This is a genomic window from Variovorax sp. VaC1, from assembly GCF_043658315.1.
In the GTDB taxonomy this organism is placed as follows: domain Bacteria; phylum Pseudomonadota; class Gammaproteobacteria; order Burkholderiales; family Burkholderiaceae_C; genus Variovorax.
On record NZ_JBIGLT010000001.1, the window covers coordinates 1317268 to 1342645 of the forward strand.

The window sequence follows — 25378 nt, forward strand, 5'->3', positions numbered from 1 at the left end:
CGTCAGGCCGGCGAGGGCACGGTGGCGCGCAGCGCGTGCAGGGCCTTCGCGAAGAAGTCTTGCACATGCCCCACGCAGGCCAGCCCGTTGTGCGGCACGTTGTCGAGCAGGTCGAACGCAACCTTCACGCCAGCCGCCTCGAAGGAGCGGCGCAGGGTTTCGAGGCGCTCGGGCCGCGTGCGGCCGGCGTCGTTCGCGCCCGGCATGAAGAACTTGCCGCCTTCGCGGTGCGTGATCTCCCACGTTTCGATGTCGGCCTTGCCGGCAATCATGTGCACCGGCACGCGGCGCAGGGCGTCGAGATTCATCGGCTTGCCGAAGCGGGCCTCGAAGTCTTGCGTGCCGACCCACCAGCCTTGCTGCGGGTCGATGAGCGTGACCGAACCCGGCGCACCGATGGACGCGGCCCACAGGTGCTCGGGGTGCAGCATGGCGAAGCGGTTCACGAACTGCCCGCCGCCCGAATAGCCGAAGAGCGCGAAGCGGCTGAAGTCGCAGCCGAACTTTTCGCCGACCTCGGCCACCATGTCGAGCAGGATCTGGTCGTAACGGATGTCGGCTTCGACGAGATGCTTGAAGCCGTCGCGGTTGCCGTCGCCGCGCACGCCGGCCGGAAACAGCGGGCACAGCACGATGCAGTCGTTCCACTTGGCAAAGCCGCTGAAGGCCTCGCGGTAGTTGACGAAGGCGCGGCCGGTGCCGTGCACCACCACCACCAGCTGCATCGGCCGCGCGCCGGGTTGGCCGATGTGTTCGGGCACATAGGTGCAGTACGAAAAGCGCGGGTCGCTGCGCGAGGCGTAGATGGTGCTCGGGCCCAGGTCGTAGATGGCGCGGGCGCGTCGTTCGGCCAGGGCGGTGGTGGCTTCAGTGGTGTCGGTCATGAAGAAGGCTGCGGTGGAAAGAGAGAGGCGCCGAAGGGGCAGGGAACTACAGCGTGTATTCCTGGAAGTTGCGCGCCTCGTAAGGCTTGCGCGCCACCCACATCACGCGGTTGGCCGCATCCATGAGCGTGGTGGCCACGGTGGCCGAGATGCTGCTGAAGTCGGCCGGCTTGGGCGTGCGCAACACGCCGTCGGGCTTGCCGAATTCATCGGCCAGCGCGGCCTTCACGTGGGTCCAGTCGATGCGGCCCTCGACGCGGCCGAGCGCGTTTTCCACGCGGTGCTGGCGGTAGATGCTGTCGGGGCGCTGTGGCAGGCCGGGGTCGCGCAGCTTCATCACGGCGGACGGCGACATCCAGTGGTTGGCATGCACCAGCAGGTCGTTCTCGGGCAGGGTCCAGAAGATCTCGCCCGGCGAGGTTTCCAGGCTGATGCCCGAGCCGTCGTTGCCGGTGGCCTGCGCCAGGATCATGTTGTTGGCGCAGTAGCGCTTCGAAGCCCACACCGACTTCATCGCGGTGGCGAGGTTGGTGGCCTCCAGGATGCGGCGGCGCAGCAGCACCAGCGGCACGCCGGGGCCCTTGCGGAAGTCTTCGTCGCAGGTCAGCGAATTGCCGGTGAGCGACACGCCGTTCGTGTTGAAGCCGTGGCGTGCGAGCGCACCGGCTTCGGTGAAGGTGAGCATGTCGGGGCCGCCGTTGTTGCTGCGGATGCGCAGCACGATGCCGGTGTCCACGCATTCCTGGCGCCAGTCCCAGTTGTGGGCGTGCATGAGCCGGCCGGTGGCCGAGCGTGCGGGCAGCACGAGCAGGCCGGTGCAGTCGCCGTCTTCGGACGGGGCCGCGTCGGAGGTGGGGGCGGATGTGGCATCGGCCTTGCCCTTGAGGTCGGCATAGCCGAACAGCATCTCGGTGCGGCAATTGACCATCACCACGTCTTCGAGCGACACGCCCGCGCCTTCGGCAATGCCGCGCATCTCTTCGAGGTAGCTGGCGTCGTAGGCCTCGATGATCGGCAGCATCGACTGCGCGAGATGACGGATGGTGGCCGCGTCGAGGCCGCGCCGGCCGAGCTGGGCGCGATAGAGCGCAACGCCGCCCGCCACGCGCTCTGGCACGGCACGGCCGTGCTGCACGCCGCGCGCGTGCGGCGTACCGGAAACATCGACGAGGGGAAAGTATTCAGGAGTGGTCATGGGTGGCTGCTGGGTGTCATCCGCTCGACGCGGAAAGGCGGTAATGCGGTGGCGATGGCCCGCATTGTTTTGCAGGTACAGGAAAAAATAAATTTAAAAATCATTTAGAGTTGATAAAGGATTTATTTATCTTTTGTCACCTGCCCACCCGTGAGCACCATCCGTTTTCTTCGCACCTTCGTGGCCGCCGCGCGCGGTGGTTCCTTTGCCGCCGCAGCCGACCAGGTGGCCCTGACGCAGGCGGCCGTCGGCCAGCAGATGCGCGCGCTCGAAGCGGAAATGAAGAAGACGCTGTTCGACAAGACCGGCCGCACCATGGTGCTGAGCCCCGCCGGTCACTTGCTGCTGCCGCGTGCCGAAGAGCTGCTGGCGCAGTACGAGTCGATGCGGCGCGACCTGCAGGACCAGCGGCAGATCGCCGGCAACATCAAGCTCGGCTCGCTGATCACGGCCATGGGTTTGCTGTCGAGCACGCTGGCGGTGCTCAAGTCGCTGCACCCCAACCTCGAGGTCGAGCTGCGCGTGCGGGAGCAGACGCAACTGATGCAGGACGTGGTGAGCGGCGAGCTCGACGCGGCCGTGGTGGTCGAGCGGCAATGGCCCGAAGTGCCCGGCCTGCTATGGACGCCTTGCTATGACGAGACGCTCGCCGTCATCGCCAACTCGGGCATTGCTTCGCCCGACACGAACATCGCGAGCCTGTTCGCCACGCACCCCTTCATCCGCTTCGACCGGCGCACGCCGACGGGCGCGCGCATCGACCGCATCCTTCGGCGGCTGCAGCTCGTTCCGACGGAGTTCCTCGAACTCAACTCGCTGCTTGCGATTGCGGAGCTGGTGCGCAAGAACGTCGGCTTCACCATGGCGCCGCTGCTGAAGAATTTCGACTGGGAGAGCGACCCCGCGCTGTGCGTGCTGCAGCTACCCGGCCGGCCCATCGCGCGCCGGCTGGGCATGCTGGAGAACGGGCGGCGCAGCCACATCACGGGCGTGGTGCGCGAGGAAATGCTGGCGCATCTGCGCCGCATGAAACCGGGCGCCTGACGCGCTCGCACCGCTGCGCGCCAGACAAGGCTGACGCGCGACGCGTGCGTCTTCTTACCCACGGCGGGCACCAGCCGCCCAGCATGAAGGCTTCTCAACCCGAAGGAGCGTTGACATGCGAAGAGGCGACAAGTCGTTCTACACGGACAAGCAGAAGCGGCAGGCCGAACACATCGAGGAAAGCTACGAACACCGTGGCGTACCCAGGGACGAAGCCGAACGCCGCGCCTGGGCGACCGTGAATGCGGAGACCGGTGGCGGCAAGAAGAGCGGCTCCGGGCGCGGCAAGGCGGTGAACCATGCGCCGGCGCGCAAGGGTGGTCGCCTCGGTGGCGCGGCTGCCGCGCATCGCACGGCGGCCGAGCGGTCGGCCTCGGCGAAGAAGGCCGCCGCGACGCGCAGGCGCAATGCCGCGAAGCGCGGCTGACTTCCAAAGACTGAAGACGCACATCTTGCAGAGGGCCGGGCCGTGGGTGGCTGAAATCGGCCAATTGGCGCGTCCGAATACTGGAGTCTTGCCCGCAGGCTCGCGAGAACCGGACAACTCGATGCCATCTATGGCGCTGGCCGGACAACTTGCAGCAATCCTTGCGAGCCCTGTGCATGCGTGAAGCCGTCTTGTTGCCCGACGTTGCGCCGAACACGCGGCGTACGAAGTGGAACGTCGCGCAATCCGCCGCCATTTCACACGCGGCCCAGGCGTTTGCCGCGCCCCTCCAGCGTCGATACGATCCCGCGCCTTGCCTCCTGTTCCTCTCGACGGACGGAGCTTTTTCCGAACAAGAAAGGAATGCGCGGGTGCCTTCGACGACTGTCTTGCCTTCCCCATCTTCCACATCCTCCGCGCAGGGCAACGCCGCCTTGCAGCAACGCAGCCGGCGCCATGTCTGGCATCCGTGCACGCAGAGCATCCGCCTCGACGCGGTGCCGCCTTTGCCCATTGCACGCGGCGAGGGCGCCTGGCTCATCGACCACGAGGGCCATCGCTACCTCGACGCCACCAGCTCGTGGTGGGTCAACCTTTTCGGCCATGCGCATCCGGCCATCAACGCGGCGCTGAAGGAGCAGCTCGACACCTTCGCGCACGTGATGCTCGCGGGCTGCACGCATGCGCCGGCGGTGGAACTCGCCGAGCGCCTGTCCGCGCTGACGGGGCACGCGCTGGGCCATTGCTTCTACGCCTCCGACGGCGCTTCGGCCGTGGAGATCGCGCTGAAGATGAGCTTCCACGCCTGGCGCAACGCCGGGCGCGGCGGCAAGCGGCGCTTCGTGGCGCTGAAGCAGGGCTACCACGGCGAGACGCTGGGCGCCTTGCATGTGACCGACGTGCCGGTGTTCCGCGATGCCTATGCACCCTTGCTCGCGAATGCCCATCTGGTCGCATCGCCCGATGCGCGCAATGCACAGCCCGGTGAAGACGCCATCGCCGTCGCTTGCCGCGCCGCCGGTGAACTCGAAGCGCTGCTGGCCGAACAGCACGACAGCATCGCCGCCGTGATCGTCGAGCCGCTGGTGCAGTGCGCCACCGGCATGGCGATGCACGACCTCGTGTACCTGCGGCTGGTGCGCGCCCTGTGCGACCGCTACGGCGTGCATCTCATCGCCGACGAGATCGCAGTCGGCTGCGGCCGCACCGGCACTTTCTTCGCATGCGAGCAAGCGGGCATCTGGCCCGACTTCCTGTGCCTGTCGAAAGGCATCAGCGGCGGCTACCTGCCGCTGGCGCTGGTGATGGCGCGCGACGCCATCTACGAGAGCTTCGTCGACGACGACGTGGCGCGCAGCTTTCTGCATTCGCATTCGTACACCGGCAATGCATTGGCCTGCCGTGCCGCGCTCGCCACGCTCGACTTGTTCGAGCGTGAGGACGCGCTGCGCCGCAACCGCGATCGCGCCGACCGGCTGCTGCAGCGGCTGCGCGAAGGGCTGGCCGGCCAACCGGTCGATCACCTGCGCCAGCGCGGAATGATCACGGCCTTCGACGTGCGCGCGCCCGGCCCGCGTTTTGCCGAGCGCTTTCACCTCGCGGCGCGCGCCAACGGATTGCTGATGCGCCCCATCGGCGCCACCGTCTACCTCATGCCGCCGTACGTGATCGACGATGGCGAGATCGACCGGCTGGTCGACGGCACGCTCGCTACGCTGGCGGATGTCTTAGCTGCTCACTCGACAGAAGAAGGGGCCTGCGATGTCGCGCTTGCTTGAACGCCTGCAGGGCGAGATCGCCGCGCTCGACGCGCAGTCGCTGCGCCGCCGCCGCCAGATCGCCGAAACAGCCTGCGCCCCCGAACAATCGCTCACGCTGGCCGGTACCACCGCGCCGCGCACCATGCTCGGCTTCAGCAGCAACGACTACCTAGGGCTGGCCGCGCACCCCGCGCTGGCAGCGGCCTGGGCCGAAGGCGCGGCGCGCTATGGCACGGGCAGCGGCGGCTCGCACCTGATCCTCGGCCACTCGCGTGCGCATGCGCAGCTCGAAGAGCGGTTGGCCGACTGGATGGCGCCCTTCATTCCCGAGGCGCAGAGCCTGTTCTTCTGCACCGGCTATATGGCCAACCTCGGGGTGCTGTCGGCGCTCGGTGGTGCCGAGGCGGTGATCTTCTCGGAGGCGCTCAACCATGCTTCGTTGATCGACGGCGCGCGGTTGGCCAAGGCACGCGTCGAGCGCTACCCGCATTGCGACATCGACGCGCTCGACGCCATGCTGGGTGCCTGCGATGCACCGGTCAAGCTGATCGTGAGCGACGCGGTGTTCAGCATGGACGGCCACCTCGCGCCTGTGCATCAATTGCTGGCGCTGGCCGAACGACACGATGCCTGGCTGGTGGTCGACGACGCGCACGGCTTCGGCGTGTTGGGCGACACAGGCCGTGGCGTGGTGCAGGCGCTGGGCCTGCATTCCGAGCGGCTGGTGCTCATCGGCACGCTGGGCAAGGCGGCGGGTGTATCGGGCGCTTTCGTGGCGGCGCATCGCACCGTCATCGACTACCTCGTGCAGCGCGCACGGCCCTACATCTTCACTACCGCCGCGCCGCCGGCGGTGGCGCATGCGCTGCTGGCCAGCCTGACGCTGATCGAAGGCGAGGAGGGGGCCGCGCGCCGCGCTGCACTGCAAGCCCGCATCGCCCAGTTGCGCGAGGGCGTGAAGGCGGTGCTGCCCGCGGATGGCAGCGCATGGCTGCCCGAATCGCCCACCGCGATCCAGCCGCTGATCGTCGGCGACAACGCACGCGCGATGCGGACGATGGCGCAGCTCGATGCGCGCGGCCTGCGCGTCGGCGCGATCCGTCCGCCGACGGTGCCAGTCGGTACGGCGCGGCTGCGCATCGCGCTGTCGGCCAGCCACAGCCGGGCCGATGTCGTGCGCCTGGTCGATGCGCTGGGCGTAGCGCTTTCGCAGCCGATGCAGGAGGCGGCATGACAGGCCGCCACTGGTTCGTCACCGGTACCGACACGGGCATCGGCAAGACGCTGGCCAGCAGCGCGATGCTGCACCTGCTGGCGTCGTCGGGCTTGCGTGCGGTCGGCATGAAGCCTGTCGCGGCCGGCGTCGAGATGATCGATGGCGCGTGGCAGAACGAAGACGTGGTGCGGCTGCACGCGGCCGGCAACGTCGATGCACCGCTGGCCCTGCGATGCCCGTATGTGCTGCGCGCGCCGATGTCGCCGCATCTCGCTGCGAGGGATGAAGGCGTGCGGATCGAGCTGCCGGTGCTGCAGTCGGCCTTCGAGGCACTGGCACGGCGAGCCGATGCGGTCATCGTCGAAGGCGTCGGCGGCTTCTGCGTGCCGTTGGGCGATGACCTCGACAGCGCCGATCTCGCCACGGCACTGGGCCTGTCGGTGATCCTCGTGGTCGGGCTGCGGCTGGGCTGTCTCAGCCACGCATTGCTGAGTGCGGAAGCAATCCGCGCGCGCGGCCTCACGCTGGCAGGCTGGATCGCGAGCGCGGTCGATCCGCAGATGCTCGCGCCCGAGGCCAATCTGCAGACCCTGCGCGCGCGCCTCGGTGCGCCGCTGCTCGGCGTGGTGCCGCACCTGGCCGCGCCCGATGCGGCGGCCGCGGCCCGCCACATCGATCTGCGTGCGCTGCGCGCGACGGCGGCCCACGCCGCGCGTCGATCCGCGGCGCAGCGCTACGCAGACGAAGAAGAAGCCTCAGCCGCGCTGGCCTGATTCGGCCAGTCGCTTGGCGCGCACGCCGCCCTGGCGCTCCAGCATCCAGCCCGGGTATTCGGCCGGCAGCGCGCTCACCTTGTCGAGCGTGGCGAGCTCGTCGGCCGTCAGCTTGATGGCCGTGGCCGCGATGTTGTCGTCGAGTTGCTCGACGCGCTTGGCGCCGATGATCACGCTGGTCACCACCTGCTGGTGCAGCAGCCACGCCAGTGCGATCTGTGCCACCGACACCTTGCGCGCATCGGCCAGCACGCGCATTGCGTCGATGCAGTCGTAGGCGCGGTCGACGTTCACCGGCGGAAAGTCGAAGGTGGTGCGGCGGCTGCCTTTTTCGGCTTCGGTGTCGCGGCCGTACTTGCCGCTCAGCAGGCCACCTGCCAGCGGGCTCCAGACCATCAGGCCCACGCTTTCGCTGCGCAGCAGTGGGGCCAGTTCGCGCTCGAGGTCGCGCCCGGCGATGGTGTAGTAGGCCTGCAGCGATTCGAAGCGCGCGAGCCGGTCGCGCTCGGCGATGCCCAGCGCCTTGGCGATCTGCCAGGCGGCCCAGTTCGACACGCCCACGTAGCGCACGTGGCCCTGCTGCACGAGGTTGTCGAGCGCGTGCACCGTTTCCTCGATGGGCGTGATCGGGTCGAAGCCGTGGATCTGGTACAGGTCGATGTGATCGAGTTGCAGGCGCTTCAGGCTGGCCTTGACGCCATCCATGATGTGAAAGCGCGATGCCCCGGCCGAGTTGACGCCCTTGCTGCCGGTTTCGCCGAGCACCTTGGTGGCCAGCACGAAGCTGTCGCGTGGGGCCTTGAGGTTTTTCAGCGCCTGTCCGGTGATGACTTCGGACTGGCCTTCCGAGTACACGTCCGCCGTGTCGATGAAATTGATGCCGGCGTCGAATGCGCGGCCGAGCAGGCCTTCGGCCTCGGCCTGCTGCAGGTTGCCGATCTGGCCCCAGATGCCGGAGGAGCCGCCGAAGGTCATGGTGCCCAGGCAGAGTTCGGAAACCAGAAGGCCGGTGCGGCCGAATTTGCGGTATTGCATGGAGAAATCCTTTGCGTTGGAGGCGCCCCCCAAAGAGCTGAAAGGCCGGACGGCCCGGGGGCGACAGCGAAAAGTATCCGGCTGGCCGCCCCGGCGTGGCGAGCGCGTTCCTGCAAAGTCTTTGCCTAATTCTCCAGACCACCCCTGCAGCAGGTGCGAATCCGGGGGAGGAGCGCTAAGCTCCAAACCGCCCATTCCTCCACGGCCACCTGCTGTGCGCCGTGGCTCCTTCCGTGACAAGGCCCTGAACATGTCCGACGAAACACCCGAACTCGCTGCCGCCATTGCCCAGCCGATGCCGCTGGAACCCGAACTCGACGAAGCCAGGAAGGAACTGGTGCAGTTGATCAACCACATCACGCGTGGACAGGACGGCACCACCATCACCGCCGTGCCCGGCCTGCAGGTGTATTGCATCAGCAAGCCCGATGGCCCCAAGCACGGCTTTGCAAGCCCGGCGCTCGGCCTGATCGCGCAAGGCTCCAAGCGCATCATCGTGGGCGACGACATCTACGTGTACGACCCGATGCACTACCTGGTGACCTCGGTCGACCTGCCGGTGTGCGGCCACGTGCGGCTTACCAGCGACAACAAGCCGTACCTCGGCGTGCGGCTGGAACTTGCCGTCGACGAGATCGGCGAGCTGATCGGCGACGAGAAACTGCCCGCCAAGGCCAATGCACCCGCCTCGCGCGGCATGTACGTCAACCGCATCGCGATGCCGGTGCTGGAGCCCGTGCTGCGCCTGCTGCGGCTGCTCGACACGCCGGAAGACGTGCCGATCATGGCGCCGCTCATCAAGCGCGAGATCATGTACCGCCTGCTGGTCAACGGCGAGGGCGCGCGGCTGCGGCAGATCGCGCTGCAGGACAGCCACACGCAGCGCATCACCAAGGCCATCAGCGCGCTGCGCATCAACTATGCGCAGTCGCTGCGGGTGGAAGACATGGCGCGCGCGGTGCACATGAGCGTGTCGTCGTTCCATCACCACTTCAAGGCGGTGACCGCGATGAGCCCGCTGCAGTACCAGAAGCAGTTGCGCCTGCAGGAAGCGCGCCGCCAGATGCTGCTGACCGGCGCCGACGTGGCCTCGGCCGCGCACAGCGTGGGCTACGAAAGCCCGTCGCAGTTTGCGCGCGAATACGGCCGCATGTTCGGTGCGCCGCCGCTGCGCGACAAGCGCCGCTGGCTCGGTGAGGCGGGCAACGACGCGCTGGGTGCGGAGTCGATGGAAGCGGCCTGACGCGATCGACCGGAAGCGGCCCGAAGCAGCCTCGGGTCGCTGCTGCACGGCACGCCGCCGGGCAGGCATGGTGGACGCAACGCGAGCGGGTTGCCTTCTAGCACTTACTGCGATTTCTTGCGTTGTCCACACCATGCAGGCTTCACAAAATTTCGCTATCGTTTTGTTCGCTGCAGCAACCCGGCCCATTCGACCGGGAGAACCTAACAACATGGAGAAATTGCATGCTTTGGGAAAAGAAGCTGGCGCAGTGGAGCGCCGCCGTCCGCGCACGTGCCAACCTGCCTGCGCGCCTGACCTTGTGGGACGGCCAGTCGTATGACTTCGGCACCTTCAGCGGGCCCGCGGTCACGCTGCACGTCAAGTCCCCGGCCGCGCTGTCGCTGATGCTGCAGCCCACGCTCGACAACCTGGGCGAGGCCTACGTCAAGAGCAAGATCGACATCGAGGGCAAGCTCAGCGACGTCATCGACATTGCCTACGGGCTGGCCAAGACCTCGATCGACAAGCCGAGCGGTGCGCTGCAGAACATGGCGCGCTACTTCACGCACACCAAGTCGTCGGACAAGAAATCCATCGAGTACCACTACGACGTGTCGAACGCGTTCTACCAGCTGTGGCTCGATCCGAACATGGTCTATTCATGCGCCTACTTCGAGAACGGCGACGAAGACCTTGCCACCGCGCAACTGAAGAAAATAGACCACATCCTCACCAAGATCGAACTCAAGCCGGGGCAGACCCTGCTCGACATCGGCTGCGGCTGGGGCGCGCTGGTGATCCGCGCAGCGCAGAAGTTCGGCGCGCGCTGCGTGGGCGTCACGCTGTCGCAGAACCAGTTCGAGCTGGCTACCGAGCGCGTGCGCGCGGCCGGCCTGCAAGACCGCATCGAGATCCGCCTGCAGGACTACCGCGACGTCACCGGCCAGTTCGACCGCATCACCAGCGTCGGCATGTTCGAGCACGTGGGCCGCAAGAACCTGCCGGCGTACTTCAAGCGCGTGCAGGAGCTGCTGGCCGACGACGGCGTGGTGATGAACCACGGCATCACTTCGTCCGACCCCGAAGGCGGCGGCGTGTCGTATGGCGGCGGCGACTTCATCGACCGCTATGTGTTCCCCAACGGCGAGCTGCCGCACATCAGCCTGGCGCTGCAGGCGATGCAGCAGGGCGGCCTCGAAGCCTTCGACGTGGAGAACCTGCGCCGCCACTACGCACAGACTCTGCGCCACTGGAGCGACAGCTACGAAGCCAACAGCGAGAAGGCCCGCGCGCTGGTCGACGAAGAAAAATTCCGCATCTGGCGCATCTACCTCGCGGGCTGCGCGTATGCCTTCGAGAACGACGACGTGGCGATCTACCAGATCGTCGGCCGTAAGGCGGGCAGGGCGGCGAAGACACTGCCGTGGTCGCGTCGCTACATCTACGACGGCACCTCGGCACTCAACGCGGGCTGAACGCGGGATGAGCTGCAGCAGGCGCACCCGGGCGAGAACCCGCGTGCAAGCGCGGAACCGCGCGGCCCGATAGCATCGAGGGCTTCGCGGCCAATACCACCTCGGCGCCCACCAGACACGTCGTCCGGGGGCCGCTTCCCGGCCCGAAGAAGCCCCATGAGCGCCAATCAACACACAACAAATCGCCCCCTGGTCATCGCTTCGATCATGGCCTCCATGGCCATGGTCGCCATCGAGGCCACCATCGTCTCGACCGTCATGCCGCAGATCGCCTCCGAACTCGGCGGCCTGCATCTGTACAGCTGGGTGTTCGCATCCTTCCTGCTCGCGCAGACCGCGATGACGGTCGTGTTCGGCAAGCTCTCCGACCTGTACGGGCGCAAGCCCATCATGTTCGTGGGCATCGCGGTCTTCGTCATCGGTTCGGTGCTTGCCGGCTTCTCGTGGTCGATGCCGGCCATGATCTGCTTTCGCCTGATCCAGGGCATCGGCGCGGGCGCCATCCAGCCGGTGTCGCTCACCATCGTGGGCGACCTGTATCCGGCGCGCGAGCGCGGCAAGGTGCAGGGCTACCTGGCCAGCGTCTGGGCGGTGTCGGCCGTGGTCGGCCCGATGATCGGCGCGCTGATCGTGCAGAAGCTGTCGTGGGCCTGGATCTTCTGGGTCAACGTGCCCATCGGCCTTGCAGCGGCGGCGGGCTTCTGGTTCTTCCTGCACGAGGCGCCAACCGTGCGCCGCTCGTCCATCGACGTGGTGGGCGCGGTGCTGTTCACCGTCGGCATCGCCGCGCTGATGATCGCGCTGACCGAGTTCGGCGTCGGCAATTCGGGCGTTGCGCTGGCGTGGGGCCTGCTGTTCGTCGTCACGCTGGTGCTGTTCATCGCGCAGGAGCGCCGCGCCGCCGACCCGATGGTGTCGCTCAAGCTCTGGGGCGCACGGATGATCGCGACCGTCAACGGCGCGGCGATGCTCGCGGGCATGGTGCTGATCGGCATCACGACCTTTCTGCCGATGTACGTGCAGGTGGTGCTGGAGCGCTCGTCGGTCACGGCCGGCCTCACGCTCACGATGGTCATGCTCGGCTGGCCCATCGGCGCGACGCTGACCTCGCGCACCTTCCATCGCATCGGGCTGTGGCGCATGGTGGTGGTCGGTGCGGCGCTGATCCCGGTGGGCACGTCGACCTTCGCCTTGCTCGGCGCCGGCAGCTCGCCGGTGCTGCCCGCCATCGGCTCTTTCATCATCGGCCTTGGCATGGGCGTGATGAGCCTTTCTTCATTGATCCTGATCCAGGAAGGCGTGGAGTTGTCGCAGCGCGGCATCGCCACCGCTTCGAATGTGTTCTCGCGCAACCTGGGCAGCGCGTTGGGCGCGGCCTTCTTCGGTGCCGTCTTCAACTTCGGCCTGACGCGTGGAGACGGCACCATGATGTTCAGCGACGACCAACTGCGCATGCTGCTGCAGGGCGTGCACGGTTCCGTCGCAGGAGACGCGGGCATCCGGCTGGCGCTGGGCAGCTCGCTGCATCTCACGTTTTTGATGATGCTGGTCGTGAGCCTGGGTGTGGTGGCGCTGGCGTTGCTGTTGCCGAAGGAGGGGCTCGAAAGCCACGGGGCCAAGGTCGGCGACCGCGAGGCAGCGCGGAGCACGGAGTAGATGGAGGGGGCTTCGGCTCCCGTATATCGTTTCGCGCTTTTCTTCTTTGTGCGTACACGTGTCCATTGATACGTTCGCACCCGTCGCTTTCAATGAGCGGCTTCGGCGCTTGCGGCGACATCCGCCCGCAGGCATGCTGCTCGGGCACGCCACGCGTGCCTTCCTTCTTCACATCTTTCTGCCTAGAAACACCTCATGACCTACCTCGCCGCCCCCACGCGCTACGACGCCATGCCCTACCGCCGCGTAGGGCGCAGCGGGCTCGTGCTGCCCGCCATCTCGCTCGGCCTGTGGCACAACTTCGGCGACAGCACGCCCATCGACGTGCAGCGCAAGCTGCTGCGCACGGCCTTCGACCTGGGCATCAACCACTTCGACCTTGCCAACAACTACGGCCCGCCGTACGGCAGTGCCGAGACCAACTTCGGCCGCCTGCTGCGCGAAGACTTCAAGGCCTATCGCGACGAGCTCATCATCTCCAGCAAGGCCGGTTGGGACATGTGGCCCGGCCCGTACGGGCAGGGCGGCGGCTCGCGCAAATACGTGCTGGCCAGCCTCGACCAGAGCCTGCAGCGCCTGGGCGTGGACTACGTCGACATCTTCTATTCGCACCGCTTTGACCCGCACACGCCGCTCGAAGAAACCGCCTCGGCACTGGCCCAGGCCGTGCAGCAGGGCAAGGCGCTCTACATCGGCATCTCTTCCTACTCGGCCGGCAAGACGCGCGAGATCGCCGCGCTGCTGCGCGAGTGGAAGGTGCCGTTGCTGATCCATCAGCCGGCCTACAACCTGTTCAACCGCTGGATCGAGAAAGACCTGCTCGCGGCCGCCGACGACCTGGGTGCCGGCGTGATTGCCTTCACGCCACTCGCGCAAGGGCTGCTGACCGACAAGTACCTGCACGGCATTCCGCCCGATGCGCGCATCAACCGGCCCGGCGGCGGTTCACTGAAGCAGGAACATCTGTCCGATGCGAACGTGGAGCGCGCCCGTGCGCTGAACAAGATCGCGCAGCGCCGGGGCCAGAGCCTTGCACAGCTCGCGCTGACCTGGACCTTGCGCGATCAGCGCGTCAGCTCCGCGCTGATCGGTGCCAGCCGGCCCGAGCAGATCATCGACAACGTGGCCGCACTCGCGCATGCGCCGTTGAGCGTCGAAGAGCTGGCCGAGATCGACAAGTACGCGGTCGAGGGCGGCGTGAACCTCTGGGAGAAGCCGTCGACAGACTTCGCTTGAACCCATGTATCGAAGGGGTAATGAGTCCTTTCGATTTATATGCAAAGGTCCGCACATTCGAGGAGACAGCCGAGATCCGGATGCCGTGACTTCGTCTGAAAATTTCCTGACGGAAATCACAAACTGTCAGCTAAAGTAAAAAAGTGTCTCCCGAATTCGGCCTCGCGCCGGATCGTTGCCGCGACCCGAACCGGGGCCGCGCCGCCTTGCCGATTCCCGCATTGCAAGCACGTGCCCGTGTGTTGCAGCGCCTGACTCGGAGGGCGGCGTGCCGTGGCCACGGTTGCGTTTTAGTTGATCGTGCATTTCCTGAAAGGAAGCCTCATGAGGGATTACCGGATCGAGAACAACGGCCCGCTGCTGGACTTTCGTCTGGCCTACCTGCGCGCCATCGCCCGCTCGTGGCATGACACCGCCTACCGCGAAGAACTGCTGGCGCAGAAGGACATCCAGCCAATGCTCAACCGCGACTTCGGACTGAAGTCGGTGTGGCCGCTGCTGGACATTGCGATTCATCGCATCGACGACCCGACGCGCCGAACCGTGTGGAAGTCGCAGCTGACCGGCGGATGGACCGGCCTCAACGATGCCTTCGACATCGTGATCCCCGAGCGGCCGAGCGCCAATGCGTCGGAAGCGCTCGCTGCCTACTACCAGTTCTTCCCCGACTTCATGGGGCCCGTCGGCGTGTTCGCGGACCAGCCGGGCGCCGCTTCACCACCCTCGTCGACTGTCGGTCTTTCCGCGCTCGACGAAGTGGGCAGCCTGGGTGGCGGACCCGAATCGATGCTGGCGTTCGGTGGCGTCGTGCTGCGGGCAATCGCGATGGCATGGGAGTCGGAAGAGTTCCTGCGTGAACTCACGCGCGCCGATCACAGCGACGCCACGCCGGTGCTGAGCCAATGGCTGGGGTACAACAACCCCTACAACTTCTTCGTGCGCTTCACCGTCAATCCGTCCTTCTCGTGGGATGCCGAGCGCGGCGCGTGGAACCTGAAGAACGCCGATGGCAGCACGATCAAGAACACCGTGGTGCTCAATTACCCGGTTGCGCCGGCCGCTGAAGCCTCCTGGCCCATCGCACTGACTTCGTACAACCACACGGGCAGCGCATACCCGTTCACCTGCTGAACTTGTTGCAGGGACGCCGGATTGCCCACGGAAAACGTTGACGATAAGGCGGGGCACGCGCTGCAAGGTGCCTCTGCCACGCTGCTGTTGACGTTGGCCGCCCGGGCCCGGTCTGACAGCGTCGTTCCGGCATCGGAGTTCTTCGACGCCGAGGCGCGCCGCATTGCCGCGGCGCTGCCGTTCGATCTCTCGGCCTACGCGAAGGACCCGGCCTTCGTCAGGGGCGTGGTCCTGCGGGCCGCGCTCATCGACCGCTTCGCGGCCGAGTTCTTCGCGGCCCATCCGCTCGGCATGGGCATCACGCTGGGCGCGGGGCTGTGCACGCGCCGCAGCCGGCTGGGTTTGCAAACGGCACCAAGCGGCACCGTCAACTGGCTCAACATCGATCTGCCGGAGGCCATCCGCCTGCGCGAGCAACACATGCCGCCCGACACAGGCGAGCGCAACCTGGCCTGCTCGATTCTTTCGCCGGACTGGCTGGACGCCGCCGATCTGCCAGGCAACCGCCCCGTGCTCGTCATGCTGGAAGGCGTGTGCCCCTATCTTCCGCAAGCGCCCCTAGAAGCCATCCTGCATGCGCTGGCGGCGCGGTTCGCCGGGTGCAAGCCCGCAAGTGTCGTCGTGCTGGACTACGTGCATCCGATCCTGGCGAGGATGCCGGTGCAGGTGGGCGGCATGCATCTGCCGGTGGTGTCGGGCTTTGAAGACTCGGCCCGCATCGCCGCGATCCATCCGGCGATCCGCGTGCTCTCCGAAGACCATCTCTATTCGCAGTTCTCTGAACAGCACCGGCTCTTCGAGACCGCATTCCGGGCGACGTCCGGCAGTTGGCCCTATACCGTCGCGCGCTTCGCCCTCGGATCGCCGCACGAGGCCTGACCCGGCGCCGATGGATTTCTTCACCGATGCCTTCCAGTGGCACGACAAGTTCCTGCCGCCGCTGGCGCAGCAGAACGGCCTGCTGTTGCTGAGCGAGACGGACCTGTTCATGCTCGGCTCGCCGGGGGTGCACGCCATCGACCCGTTGCTGCGCGATCGCGTGAGCCTCGCATCGCATTGCGAGGCCGAGGGCATGCCGGCGCTGCTGGCCGAGATGCTGCATGCGCTCGAAGCGTTGGTGCGGCAGGGCTTGGCAAGGCCGGTGCGAACGGACGATGCGGTGCGCCACGTCGTGCCCGATTTCTCCCTGCCGCCTGTGCACGTGCCAGTGAGTGAAGGCGTCGACGCCATCCTGCTGTCGGAAGCCGTGGCGCACGATGCGGCCATTGCTTGGGCACGCGCCGCAGCGGGAGACACCACCAACCTCACCGTCGTTTTTTGCGACGACTATCTCGACCCCAGGCTCGGACTGATCGATGCCCGTCAGCGGGCCGCAAAGCGCGCGTGGTTGTTGGTCAAACCGACGGGCGAGCAGGCCATGGTCGGGCCGATGTTCACGCCAGACGCGGTGGAGGTCACCGCGTGCTGGCATTGCCTCTCGCACCGCCTGCTGCGCAACAAGCCCGCGCGGGCCTGGTGGCAGGGCAGGCAGGGAGGCGAAACCATCGCCATGTCGGTGCGTGCGGACGAAGCCTTTGTCGGCGAACGGCTGCAGCAGCTGCTTCCTTTGGCGCAAGACATCCTCACGCGGGCCGCACAGGCGCTGTGGACGCTCGACCCCATGCAGCCGCATGCCGTCGTGGCGCGGCCCCAGTGTCCGCAGTGTGGCGACGCGGAGCTGATGGCCCATCGGCAGCGCCAGCCAATCACGCTCGCGCCGTCACCTTTCACGGCCCGGTCCGATGGCGGCTGGCGCACGATGCCGGCGTCTGCCACGCTCGAGCGCCTGGCCCCGCACGTCGATCCGCTGTGTGGCATCGTCACGCAGGTCGTTCCCGTGGGCGCTCAAGCGGAAGACGCATTGACGGTCTACCGCAGCGAACTCTTCAAGACGCCGAACCTCCATGGCGACCTTTCCGCGGGCGGGCTGGTTCAGGTCTGTCTTGGCAAGGGCATGTCCACGGAGCAATCGCGCGCGAGTGCGCTGTGCGAAGCGGTCGAACGTTACGCCGCGTTCTATCAAGGCGATGAGGCGCGGGTCATTGCACCCGCCTCGGCGCTGAACGCCCGTTGCATCCCGCTGCAGGACCTCGCACGCTTCAGCGCCCGGCAGCGCGCGCAACCCGATGCGAACATGCCACCGCATGCGGTCGCCGCACCGGCGTTGGCGGCGCACGAGTCGGCGTGGTGGGCACCGGCCTGGTCGCTGACATCCAACGAACGTTGCTACCTCCCGTTGTCGTTCTGCCATGCCAACGCCCCGGCGGAAAGCCAGCGGCACGCCATCTGGACGTCGAACGGCTCTGCCGCGGGGAACACGCTGGAGGAGGCCATCCTCCAGGGCTTTCTCGAACTGGTGGAGCGCGACGCCGCCGCCATCTGGTGGTACGGCCGAATCCAGAGGCCTGCTGTCGACCTGGGGCAGCTGGCTGCCGAGAGCCTCGCACGCATCGAGCGCAGCCTGGGTGCGCCATGGCACTACTGGGTGCTCGACATCACGCACGACTTCGGCATTCCTGTCTCGGCCGCCGTCGGCCGGCATCGCGTGACGGGCGACTGGGCCATCGGCTTCGGTTGCAGTCCGGACGCGGTGCTGGCCTGCGAACGGGCGCTCACGGAGATGGGGCAGCTGATCGCTGCGGGAAAGACGCTTTCCGTCGCGCCTTCGGGCGATGAGGAAGGCGTGCCGCGTTTTCTCACGCCCGCTGAGCAGGGCAACGCCGTACCGATGCGCTCGCCTGCTGCAGCCGCGCATGCCGACATCGCCGCGGAGATCGGCCGCTGCGTCGGCATCGCCTCGGCCCTCGGCATGGAAACCGTGGTGCTCGACTGCTCGCGCCCCGACATTCCGCTGCGCACGGTGAAGGTGGTCGTGCCCGGCCTGTGCCACATCTGGCCCGAGCTGGGCAACGAGCGCCTCTACCAGGTGCCGGTCGCCATGGGATGGCGAAAGACGCCGCTGCAGGAGGGCGAGCTGAACCCCGTGGCGCTCTACGTCTGAGCGCGCAGCCCGCCGCTATTCGAGCGTGAAGCCGATCTTCAGCGTGACCTGCCAATGCGCGACCTTGCCATCGACGACATGGCCGCGCGTCTCGGTCACGGTGAACCACTGGATGTTGCGGACGGTCTCGTGCGCCTTGGCAATGGCGGTCTGCACCGCGTCTTCGATGCCGGTGGAGGACGAGCCGGTCAGCTCGAGCGACTTGTAAACGTGATTCGACATGTCTGTGCTCCTTGTGGTCCTTGGGGTTGACCCAGGCCATCGTAGTGAGTGCATGGCATGCCTGGTGGAATTTTCTGCATCAGGAAACTCGCAATCCGTCTTTGGCAAAGGGCAGGGGGCTGCGCAGAATCGGGCGCAGCGTTCACCTTCCCATTGCCATGCCACAGCGCCTTCTCTTCGACTCTCCCGCCGCACAGGCCCGCCATGTTCTCGCTTTGACGGCGAAGTCGTGGCGCATTCCGCCGAGTTCGCCGCGCGAAATCGCACGCCGTGCGCCGCATGGCTGTGTACCGGTCAGGGCGTTGCGCCGGTTGCATGCGGCGGCGGTGCTGGCCTTGCTGCCGCATTCATGGTGAGCGCAGCACGCGTGCTTTGACAGCGCGGGCCCAGGCCCGCACCATGCGGGGCCAACCTGGAGGCACCGACGCACATGCTGATCGTTCTGGGCGGCTTGCCCGGCACAGGCAAGACCACCATCGCCCGCGAGATCGTTGCGCGTTCGCGGGCTGTGTACCTGCGCATCGATGCCATCGAGCAGGCCATCGTGTCGGCGAGGGTGCTGGCGAAGGACGTGGGGCCTGCGGGCTACGTCGTCGCCTATGAGCTGGCCCGCGCCAATCTTGCGTTCGGACAGACCGTAGTGGCCGATTGCGTCAACCCGCTGCCAGTCACGCGCGAGGCATGGCGGGCCGTGGCCGCGGACACGTACTCACGCGTGATCGAAGTCGAGATCGTGTGCTCCGATACCGCCGAGCACCAGCGCCGCGTCACGCGGCGCATCTCCGATATCCCGGGCCTCGCGCCACCCACATGGGCTTCCGTTCAGAGCCATGACTACATGCCGTGGACCACGCCGCGTATCGTGATCGACACGGCCTTCGTCAGCGCGGCCGACGCGGCGCAGTCGATCCTCGACCGCACGGGCGACTGAGCAATCTGCAAATATCGATATAGAAATTCAGCGCAACCGGTGCGCGCGATGCCCAAGAGAATTCGCAGCAATTCTTTCAAGGGCGACTTTCGCCGCACACCGTGTCCTATTCGCTGTCCCTGCTCGACAAGAGCCTGATCCCTGAAGGCGCCGACGCCGCGCAGGCTTTCCAGCACACCATCGCGCTCGCACAAAGCGCCGAGCGGCTGGGCTACCGCCGCTACTGGCTGGCCGAGCATCACGGCAACCGCAGCTACGCGGGATCGGCTCCTGAAGTACTTGCCTCGCATGTGCTCGCCAAGACTTCGCGCATCCGTGTCGGCACGGGCGGCGTCATGCTGCAGCACTACAGCCCGTTCAAGGTGGCCGAGACTTTCCGCGTGCTGGCTTCGCTGGCACCGGGCCGCGTCGACCTGGGCATCGGCAAGGCGCCCGGAGGCCTGCCGCTCACCAGCAAGGCGCTGCAGTGGCTGCACGATCCGGTGAAGCAGCGCGACAACTTCGGCGTGCGCCTTGCCGAACTCGATGCCTTCCTGCATGACGGCGTGGCCTCGGGCCATGCGTTGGCAGGCGCGGTTGCGACACCGAATCCGCCGCAGTTACCGCAGCGTGTGTTGCTCGGCGGTAGCCCTGAGAGCGCTCTGCTGGCCGCGCAACTCGGCTGGGATTTCGTCTACGCGGGGCACTTCAACGGCGACCCGGTCAACCTCGAACAGTCCGTCGATGCTTACCGCTCGGCCACGGGCCGCGCGCCCTTGCTCGCGCTCTTTGCCTTCGCGGCGGAGACGCATGAGAAGGCTGCGCAGCTTGTGGGCGCGCTGCGCAGCTTCAAGGTGCATCTGCCAAGCGGCCAGAGCGTGAACCTGCCCAGCCTCGAGGCTGCAGCCGAGTTCGCGCGGCAGGCTGGCGTGACCGACTACCGCACCGAAGAGCGCCGCCCGCACGTGATTGCTGGCACCGGCGAAGAAGTGCGCGATGCACTCGATGCGCTGAGCGAGCGCCACGGCATTGAGGAGTTCGTCATCGACATCCCCGTCGCCGGTTTCGCGGAGCGTTCGGCCTCCGTCGAACTGCTGGCCAGGTCGCGTGAACTTGCGTTGGCCTGAGCCTTTCTCCTTTTCCTTTTTTTCTCCAGTCAAGAAGAGCGATCGTCATGAGCAACATCAAGTTCGGCGTCATGCTGCAGGGTGCCGGCAGCCACATGAATTCATGGAAGCACCCGGGCGGGCCGGCCGATGCCAGCGTCAACCTCGACTTCTTCCTGCGCACCGCGCAGAAGGCCGAGGCGGCAGGCATTGCCTTCGCCTTCGTGGCGGACGGGCTCTACATCAACGAGAAGTCGATCCCGCATTTCCTGAACCGCTTCGAGCCCATCTCGATCCTGTCGGCACTGGCGACCGTGACCTCGAAGATCGGCCTGGCGGGCACCGTCTCCAGCTCGTACAGCGACCCGTTCACGGTGGCGCGCCAATTCGCTTCGCTCGACCTCATCAGCGGCGGCCGTGCGGGCTGGAATGTGGTGACCACGCCGCTCGAAGGCAGCGCCAGGAACTACAGCCGCACACACCCGGAGCACGCGCTGCGCTATGAGATCGCCGACGAATATCTCTCGGTGACGCAAGGCCTGTGGGACAGCTGGGATGACGACGCCTTCACGCGCAACCGCGAGACCGGCCAGTTCTTCGACCGCGAGAAGCTGCACACGCTGGACCACAAGGGGCGCTTCTTCAGCGTGGCGGGTCCTCTGAACATCCAGCGCTCGCCGCAGGGCCAGCCTGTGATCTTCCAGGCGGGTTCGTCCGATGCGGGTGTCGGGCTGGCGGGCAAGTACGCGGATGCGGTGTTCACGCATTCGCCCTCCATCGAGGAGACGCGTGCCTTCCTCAAGCAGGTGAAGGCCAGCGCGGTGGCGCAGGGCCGGCAGGCCGACGACGTGAAGATCTTTCCGGGCATCGGCCCGGTCGTCGCCGCCACCGAGGAAGAGGCCGAAGCCAAGTACCGCGCGATCCGCGAGCTGCTGACGGTCGAGGAAGCGCTGGCCTACCTGGGCCGCTTCTTCGACCACCACGACTTCAGCCAGTACCCGCTGGACGCGCCGTTCCCCGAGCTGGGCGAGATCGGCCGCAACAGCTTTCGCTCGACCACCGACCGCATCAAGGCCAACGCCAGGGCCAAGGGCCAGACGCTGCGCGAAGTGGCGCTCGAAGTCGCCACGCCGCGCACGCAGTTCGTCGGCACCGGCGAGCGCATTGCCGACGAGATCATCCGATGGGTGGACGAGGGCGCGGCCGACGGCTTCATCCTCGGCTTTTCGGTGCTGGGGCAAGGGCTGGACGACTTCATCGAATTCGTGATCCCGGTGCTGGAGGCGCGAGGCCGCTACCAGCGCGAGCTGCCCGGCCACACGCTGCGCGACCACCTGGGCCTGCCGCGCAAGGCAAGCCGCCACGTCGCGCAGGATGGCGCTGAACCCGCAGTGAAGAAGGCCGCCTGATGGGCGCCGCATTGCCGCGCCCGGCCGTCAAGGACATTCACCGCGTCGAATCCGCCATCGCCAGCTACGGCGACGAGTTCATCGCGCTGCGCCGCGACATTCACCAGCACCCCGAGCTGTCGTTCAAGGAGCATCGCACCTCGGCCCTGGTGATCGAGCGGCTGACTGCCTGGGGCTACGAGGTCACCACCGGCATCGCTGGCACCGGCGTGGTGGGCACGCTGCGGCGCGGCCCGGGCAAACGCCTGGGCATTCGCGCCGACATGGACGCGCTGCCCATCCGCGAGGCCACGGGCCTGGCCTACGCCAGCGTGAACGCGGGTGTGATGCACGCCTGCGGCCACGACGGCCACACCGCCATCCTGCTGGCCGCGGCGCGCTTCCTCGCGCAGTCGGGCGAGTTCAGCGGCACGCTGCACCTGATCTTTCAGCCGGCCGAAGAACTGGGCGCGGGCGCCAAGCAGATGATCGACGAGGGCCTGTTCGAGCGCTTCCCGTGCGATGCGGTCTTCGGCCTGCACAACTGGCCCTGCGTCGGCGCGGGGCATGTCGGCTGTGTTTCGGGGCCCGCGATGGCGGCCATCGACCAGGCCGAGATCACCGTGCGCGGCAAGGGCGGCCACGGCGCGCAGCCGCACGAGACGGTCGACCCGGTCGTGGTCAGCGCGCACCTGATCACGGCGATGCAGACCGTGGTGTCGCGCAACGTCAACCCGCTTGACGTGGGCGTGGTGACGGTGGGCTCCATCCATGGTGGCGAAGCCTCCAACGTGATTCCCGGCACCGTGGAGCTGAAGCTCACGGCGCGTTCGTTCAAGCCCGAGGTGCGGGCCCTGCTGCAGCAGCGCATTCCGGCATTGGCACGCGCGCAGGCCGAAAGCTTCGGGGCCACGGCGGACGTCAACTACCGGCTCGGCTTTCCGCCCGTCATCAACCACGAGGCCGAGACCACCTTCGCCCGCGAAGTGGCGCTCGACACCTTCGGTGCCGGCCGCGTCGATGCCGCATTCCGCCCGCGCACCGCCAGCGAAGACTTCGCCTTCATGCTGCAGGCGCGCCCCGGCAGCTACGTGTTCTTCGGCAACGGCGACAGCGCTTCGCTGCACAGCCCGCACTACGACTTCAACGACGCGATCCTCGCGCCCGCGGCCATCTACTGGGTGCGGCTGGCCGAGCGCTTTCTCTCCGACGAAGTTCCCCAGGAGACAACCCCATGAGCGAACAGTTCCTCTACACCACGCCGCTCGATCCGCGCGCCAAGCCGTTGATCGAGGGCTTGACCTTCGAGTACGACACCCGCTATGGCGACGTGCTGCGCGAGCCCGGTGCGCCGCGCGAGATCGACCGCTATCCGGCCGAGGTGTTCGCACCGCCGCACGGCAACTTCGTGCTGCTGCTGCGCGATGGCGTGGCCATCGGCGGTGGCGCCTTCATGCGCCACGACGAGCGCACGGCCGAGCTGAAGCGCGTGTGGACGCACGCCGACCTGCGGCGTCAGGGCCTTGCGAGCAAGGTGCTGCTGGAGCTGGAGGCGCAGGTGCAGCGCCAGGGCTACGAGCGCATCTACCTCACGACCGGCTTTCGCCAGCCCGAGGCCGTGGGCCTGTACCGTGGCCATGGCTATACCGCGTTGTTCGATGAGGTCGCCGACCCCGAGACGCCGCGCAAGCTGCCGTTCGAGAAGCACCTGGCCACCGCGCGCCATCACAGCCGGCCCGTCGCAGCCGTGGCGGAGGCGGCGCAGCGATGAACACCACCGTTCTTGATGCCGTCCCCGAGCCGCGAATCCCCGTACCGGCACGCGCCCCGTCGCGGCCCGAGCCTGCACCGCCGCCGCGCATCGCACCGGCAGAGCCAGTTGCACCGGCAAAAGGCGACTACTCGCACTTCCGCGTCGTGCCCGCCCGCTATCCGGCGCGAACGGTGGGCACCGTGTTTGCGGTGCTCATCATCGGCATCGTGCTGCACTCGGTGCTGACCAATCCCCGCTGGGGATGGGGCGTCTTCGCGGAATGGTTCTTTGCCGAACCAGTGCTCGAAGGGCTGGGCCGCACGCTGCTGCTGACCGCACTTGGGGCGCTGCTCGGCTTCTTCTTCGGCACCGGGCTGGCACTGGCGCGTGTCTCGCGCTCGCCGCTGCTGGCGCGGTTGTCGTGGGTGTTCACCTGGATCTTCCGTTCGGTGCCGGTGATCGTGCTGCTGCTGATCATCAACAACCTCGGCTACCTGTACGAGACGGTCGCGCTGGGCGTGCCCTTCACCGACATCACCTTCTTCTCGTACCCGACCACGCAGCTCATCAGCCCGTTCATCGCGGCACTGCTGGGCCTCACGCTGAACCAAGCGGCCTTTGCCTCGGAGATCGTGCGCGGCGGCATCCTGTCGGTGGAGCAGGGGCAGCTCGAAGCGGCTGCGGCGTTGGGTCTTTCGCGCGGCCGGCAGTCTTTTCGCATCGTGCTGCCGCAGGCGATGCGCACCATCTTGCCGACGGCCTTCAACGACATCATCGGGCTGGCCAAGGGCACGTCGAACCTCTACATCCTGGCGCTGCCCGAGCTGTTCTACACGATCCAGATCATCTACCGGCGCAACCTGGAAGTGATTCCGCTGCTGATGGTGGCGACGGTGTGGTACCTCATCATCCTCACGGGGTTGTCGGTGGTGCAGCACTACGTCGAGCGGCATTTCTCGCGCGGCGCGCTGCGCAATCCGCCCCGTTCGTGGCTGGGTGGCGTGGTGCGCGGGCTGTGGCGGTCGAAGGCGCCCGAGGCCGCGCCTGTGGTCGGGAGCGATGTTGTCGAGCCGCCCGCACCAGTGCAGGTGCCCCGGTGGACCGACCCGCTCACGCAGGGCGGCGAGGTCACGATCCACGGTGTGTCGAAGAGCTTTGGCGCGCTCAAGGTGCTCGACGACGTGACGCTCGACGTGGCACGCGGCAGCGTGACCGTCATCCTCGGCCAGTCGGGCTCGGGCAAGTCGACGCTGCTGCGCGCCATCAACCACCTGGAGCGCGTGGACGATGGCTTCATCGCCATCGACGGCGAGCTGATCGGCTACCGGCGCGACGAAGACACGCTGTACGAACTGCATGAGAAAGAGATCCTCAAGCGCCGTGTCGACGTGGGCATGGTGTTCCAGAACTTCAACCTGTTCCCGCATCTCACGGTGCTGGAGAACATCGTCGAAGCGCCGATCTCGGTGCGCGGCCTGTCGCGGCCCGACGCCGAAGCACTGGCTTCCGAGCTGCTGGTGCGCGTGGGTCTGGCCGACAAGACGCATGCCTATCCGCGCCAGTTGTCGGGTGGCCAGCAGCAGCGCGTGGCGATTGCCCGCGCGCTCGCGCTCAGGCCCAAGGTGCTGCTGTTCGACGAGCCCACGTCGGCGCTCGACCCCGAACTGGTAGGCGAGGTGCTGGCCGTCATCAAGGAGCTGGCGCGCTCGGGCACCACGCTGGTCATCGTGACGCACGAAATCGGCTTTGCCCGCGAGGTGGCCGACACCATCGTCTTCATGGAGCGCGGCCGCATCCTCGAAACCGGCACGCCCGAGAAGGTGTTCAACGCACCGGAACACCCGCGCACGGCCGAGTTTCTGGCCAAGGTTCTCTGATTTTCTTTTCTCGTTTTTCTCTCAC

23 protein-coding genes are annotated in these 25378 nt (G+C 67.0%); 19 read left to right on the forward strand and 4 right to left on the reverse strand.

Features of this window, described 5'->3' with window-relative positions:
- Positions 1–2: 2 nt before the first annotated feature.
- Together ACGLHS_RS06255 and ACGLHS_RS06260 are read right to left on the reverse strand one after the other, a co-directional pair.
- Positions 3–884 carry a hydrolase gene (locus ACGLHS_RS06255; protein WP_394477823.1) on the reverse strand — a complete coding sequence of 294 codons (882 nt, stop codon included), beginning with the start codon at positions 882–884 and terminating at the stop codon, positions 3–5.
- A gap of 46 nt (positions 885–930) precedes the next feature.
- Positions 931–2079, reverse strand: coding sequence for a C45 family autoproteolytic acyltransferase/hydolase (locus ACGLHS_RS06260; protein WP_394477824.1), 1149 nt, complete (start codon positions 2077–2079; stop codon positions 931–933).
- 150 nt (positions 2080–2229) lie between these two features.
- On the opposite strand from ACGLHS_RS06260, the gene ACGLHS_RS06265 reads away from it, so the two are divergent.
- From ACGLHS_RS06265 to bioD, 5 genes are all read left to right on the forward strand, one after another.
- Positions 2230–3123 carry a LysR substrate-binding domain-containing protein gene (locus ACGLHS_RS06265; protein WP_394477825.1) on the forward strand — a complete coding sequence of 298 codons (894 nt, stop codon included), beginning with the start codon at positions 2230–2232 and terminating at the stop codon, positions 3121–3123.
- 115 nt (positions 3124–3238) lie between these two features.
- Positions 3239–3550, forward strand: a complete 312-nt coding sequence (locus tag ACGLHS_RS06270; protein ID WP_394477827.1) for a plasmid stabilization protein — start codon at positions 3239–3241, stop codon at positions 3548–3550.
- Positions 3551–3921: 371 nt separating this feature from the next.
- On the forward strand, positions 3922–5328 hold the full coding sequence (bioA, locus tag ACGLHS_RS06275; protein WP_394477829.1) for an adenosylmethionine--8-amino-7-oxononanoate transaminase: 1407 nt from the start codon (positions 3922–3924) through the stop codon (positions 5326–5328).
- A complete protein-coding gene (gene bioF / locus ACGLHS_RS06280) occupies positions 5312–6544 on the forward strand; it encodes an 8-amino-7-oxononanoate synthase (RefSeq protein WP_394477831.1) in 1233 nt (410 codons plus the stop codon). The genes bioA and bioF overlap by 17 nt, the downstream gene beginning before the upstream one ends.
- On the forward strand, positions 6541–7299 hold the full coding sequence (gene bioD / locus ACGLHS_RS06285) for a dethiobiotin synthase (RefSeq protein ID WP_394477833.1): 759 nt from the start codon (positions 6541–6543) through the stop codon (positions 7297–7299). The genes bioF and bioD overlap by 4 nt, the downstream gene beginning before the upstream one ends.
- Here the strand turns inward: bioD and ACGLHS_RS06290 are convergent.
- Positions 7282–8334: an aldo/keto reductase gene (locus tag ACGLHS_RS06290; protein ID WP_394477836.1), complete on the reverse strand. Its 1053-nt coding sequence runs from the start codon at positions 8332–8334 to the stop codon at positions 7282–7284. The genes bioD and ACGLHS_RS06290 overlap by 18 nt on opposite strands.
- 250 nt (positions 8335–8584) lie before the next feature.
- On the opposite strand from ACGLHS_RS06290, the gene ACGLHS_RS06295 reads away from it, so the two are divergent.
- The 7 genes from ACGLHS_RS06295 to ACGLHS_RS06325 all read left to right on the forward strand — a co-directional run bounded on the left by ACGLHS_RS06295 (position 8585) and on the right by ACGLHS_RS06325 (position 18097).
- The gene (locus tag ACGLHS_RS06295) at positions 8585–9577 is read left to right on the forward strand and encodes an AraC family transcriptional regulator (RefSeq protein ID WP_093239681.1); all 993 of its coding nucleotides are present in this window, start codon (positions 8585–8587) and stop codon (positions 9575–9577) included.
- Positions 9578–9801: 224 nt separating this feature from the next.
- Positions 9802–11034, forward strand: coding sequence for a cyclopropane-fatty-acyl-phospholipid synthase family protein (locus tag ACGLHS_RS06300; protein ID WP_093239682.1), 1233 nt, complete (start codon positions 9802–9804; stop codon positions 11032–11034).
- A gap of 156 nt (positions 11035–11190) precedes the next feature.
- A complete protein-coding gene (locus ACGLHS_RS06305; protein WP_394477838.1) occupies positions 11191–12690 on the forward strand; it encodes an MFS transporter in 1500 nt (499 codons plus the stop codon).
- A 195-nt stretch (positions 12691–12885) separates the two neighbouring features.
- Positions 12886–13926, forward strand: a complete 1041-nt coding sequence (mgrA, locus tag ACGLHS_RS06310; RefSeq protein WP_394477840.1) for an L-glyceraldehyde 3-phosphate reductase — start codon at positions 12886–12888, stop codon at positions 13924–13926.
- A 324-nt stretch (positions 13927–14250) separates the two neighbouring features.
- Entirely contained in the window at positions 14251–15057 is an 807-nt protein-coding gene (locus ACGLHS_RS06315; RefSeq protein ID WP_394477842.1) for a BMA_0021/BMA_0022 family TOMM bacteriocin, read from the forward strand.
- Positions 15058–15078: 21 nt separating this feature from the next.
- Complete coding sequence (locus tag ACGLHS_RS06320) at positions 15079–15936, forward strand: class I SAM-dependent methyltransferase (RefSeq protein ID WP_394477844.1); 858 nt, start codon at positions 15079–15081, stop codon at positions 15934–15936.
- Positions 15937–15946: 10 nt separating this feature from the next.
- Positions 15947–18097, forward strand: a complete 2151-nt coding sequence (locus ACGLHS_RS06325) for a TOMM precursor leader peptide-binding protein (protein WP_394477846.1) — start codon at positions 15947–15949, stop codon at positions 18095–18097.
- Positions 18098–18112: 15 nt separating this feature from the next.
- Here the strand turns inward: ACGLHS_RS06325 and ACGLHS_RS06330 are convergent, their stop codons facing one another.
- The gene (locus tag ACGLHS_RS06330) at positions 18113–18319 is read right to left on the reverse strand and encodes a dodecin (protein ID WP_093239690.1); all 207 of its coding nucleotides are present in this window, start codon (positions 18317–18319) and stop codon (positions 18113–18115) included.
- 26 nt (positions 18320–18345) lie between these two features.
- On the opposite strand from ACGLHS_RS06330, the gene ACGLHS_RS06335 reads away from it, so the two are divergent.
- The 7 genes from ACGLHS_RS06335 (at position 18346) to ACGLHS_RS06365 (ending at position 25353) form a co-directional block, all read left to right on the forward strand.
- Positions 18346–18675 carry a hypothetical protein gene (locus ACGLHS_RS06335; RefSeq protein ID WP_394477848.1) on the forward strand — a complete coding sequence of 110 codons (330 nt, stop codon included), beginning with the start codon at positions 18346–18348 and terminating at the stop codon, positions 18673–18675.
- A 74-nt stretch (positions 18676–18749) separates the two neighbouring features.
- Positions 18750–19250, forward strand: coding sequence for an AAA family ATPase (locus ACGLHS_RS06340; RefSeq protein WP_394477850.1), 501 nt, complete (start codon positions 18750–18752; stop codon positions 19248–19250).
- A gap of 101 nt (positions 19251–19351) precedes the next feature.
- Positions 19352–20356 (forward strand): LLM class flavin-dependent oxidoreductase, encoded by a 1005-nt coding sequence (locus tag ACGLHS_RS06345; RefSeq protein ID WP_394477852.1) that lies wholly within the window; start codon positions 19352–19354, stop codon positions 20354–20356.
- A 47-nt stretch (positions 20357–20403) separates the two neighbouring features.
- Complete coding sequence (locus ACGLHS_RS06350) at positions 20404–21744, forward strand: LLM class flavin-dependent oxidoreductase (RefSeq protein WP_394477854.1); 1341 nt, start codon at positions 20404–20406, stop codon at positions 21742–21744.
- The gene (locus ACGLHS_RS06355) at positions 21744–22961 is read left to right on the forward strand and encodes a M20 aminoacylase family protein (RefSeq protein WP_394477856.1); all 1218 of its coding nucleotides are present in this window, start codon (positions 21744–21746) and stop codon (positions 22959–22961) included. Before ACGLHS_RS06350 ends, ACGLHS_RS06355 begins: the two co-directional genes overlap by 1 nt.
- Positions 22958–23494: a GNAT family N-acetyltransferase gene (locus tag ACGLHS_RS06360; RefSeq protein WP_394477858.1), complete on the forward strand. Its 537-nt coding sequence runs from the start codon at positions 22958–22960 to the stop codon at positions 23492–23494. The genes ACGLHS_RS06355 and ACGLHS_RS06360 overlap by 4 nt, the downstream gene beginning before the upstream one ends.
- Positions 23491–25353, forward strand: coding sequence for an amino acid ABC transporter permease/ATP-binding protein (locus ACGLHS_RS06365; protein WP_394477860.1), 1863 nt, complete (start codon positions 23491–23493; stop codon positions 25351–25353). Before ACGLHS_RS06360 ends, ACGLHS_RS06365 begins: the two co-directional genes overlap by 4 nt.
- The last annotated feature ends 25 nt before the right edge of the window (positions 25354–25378 follow it).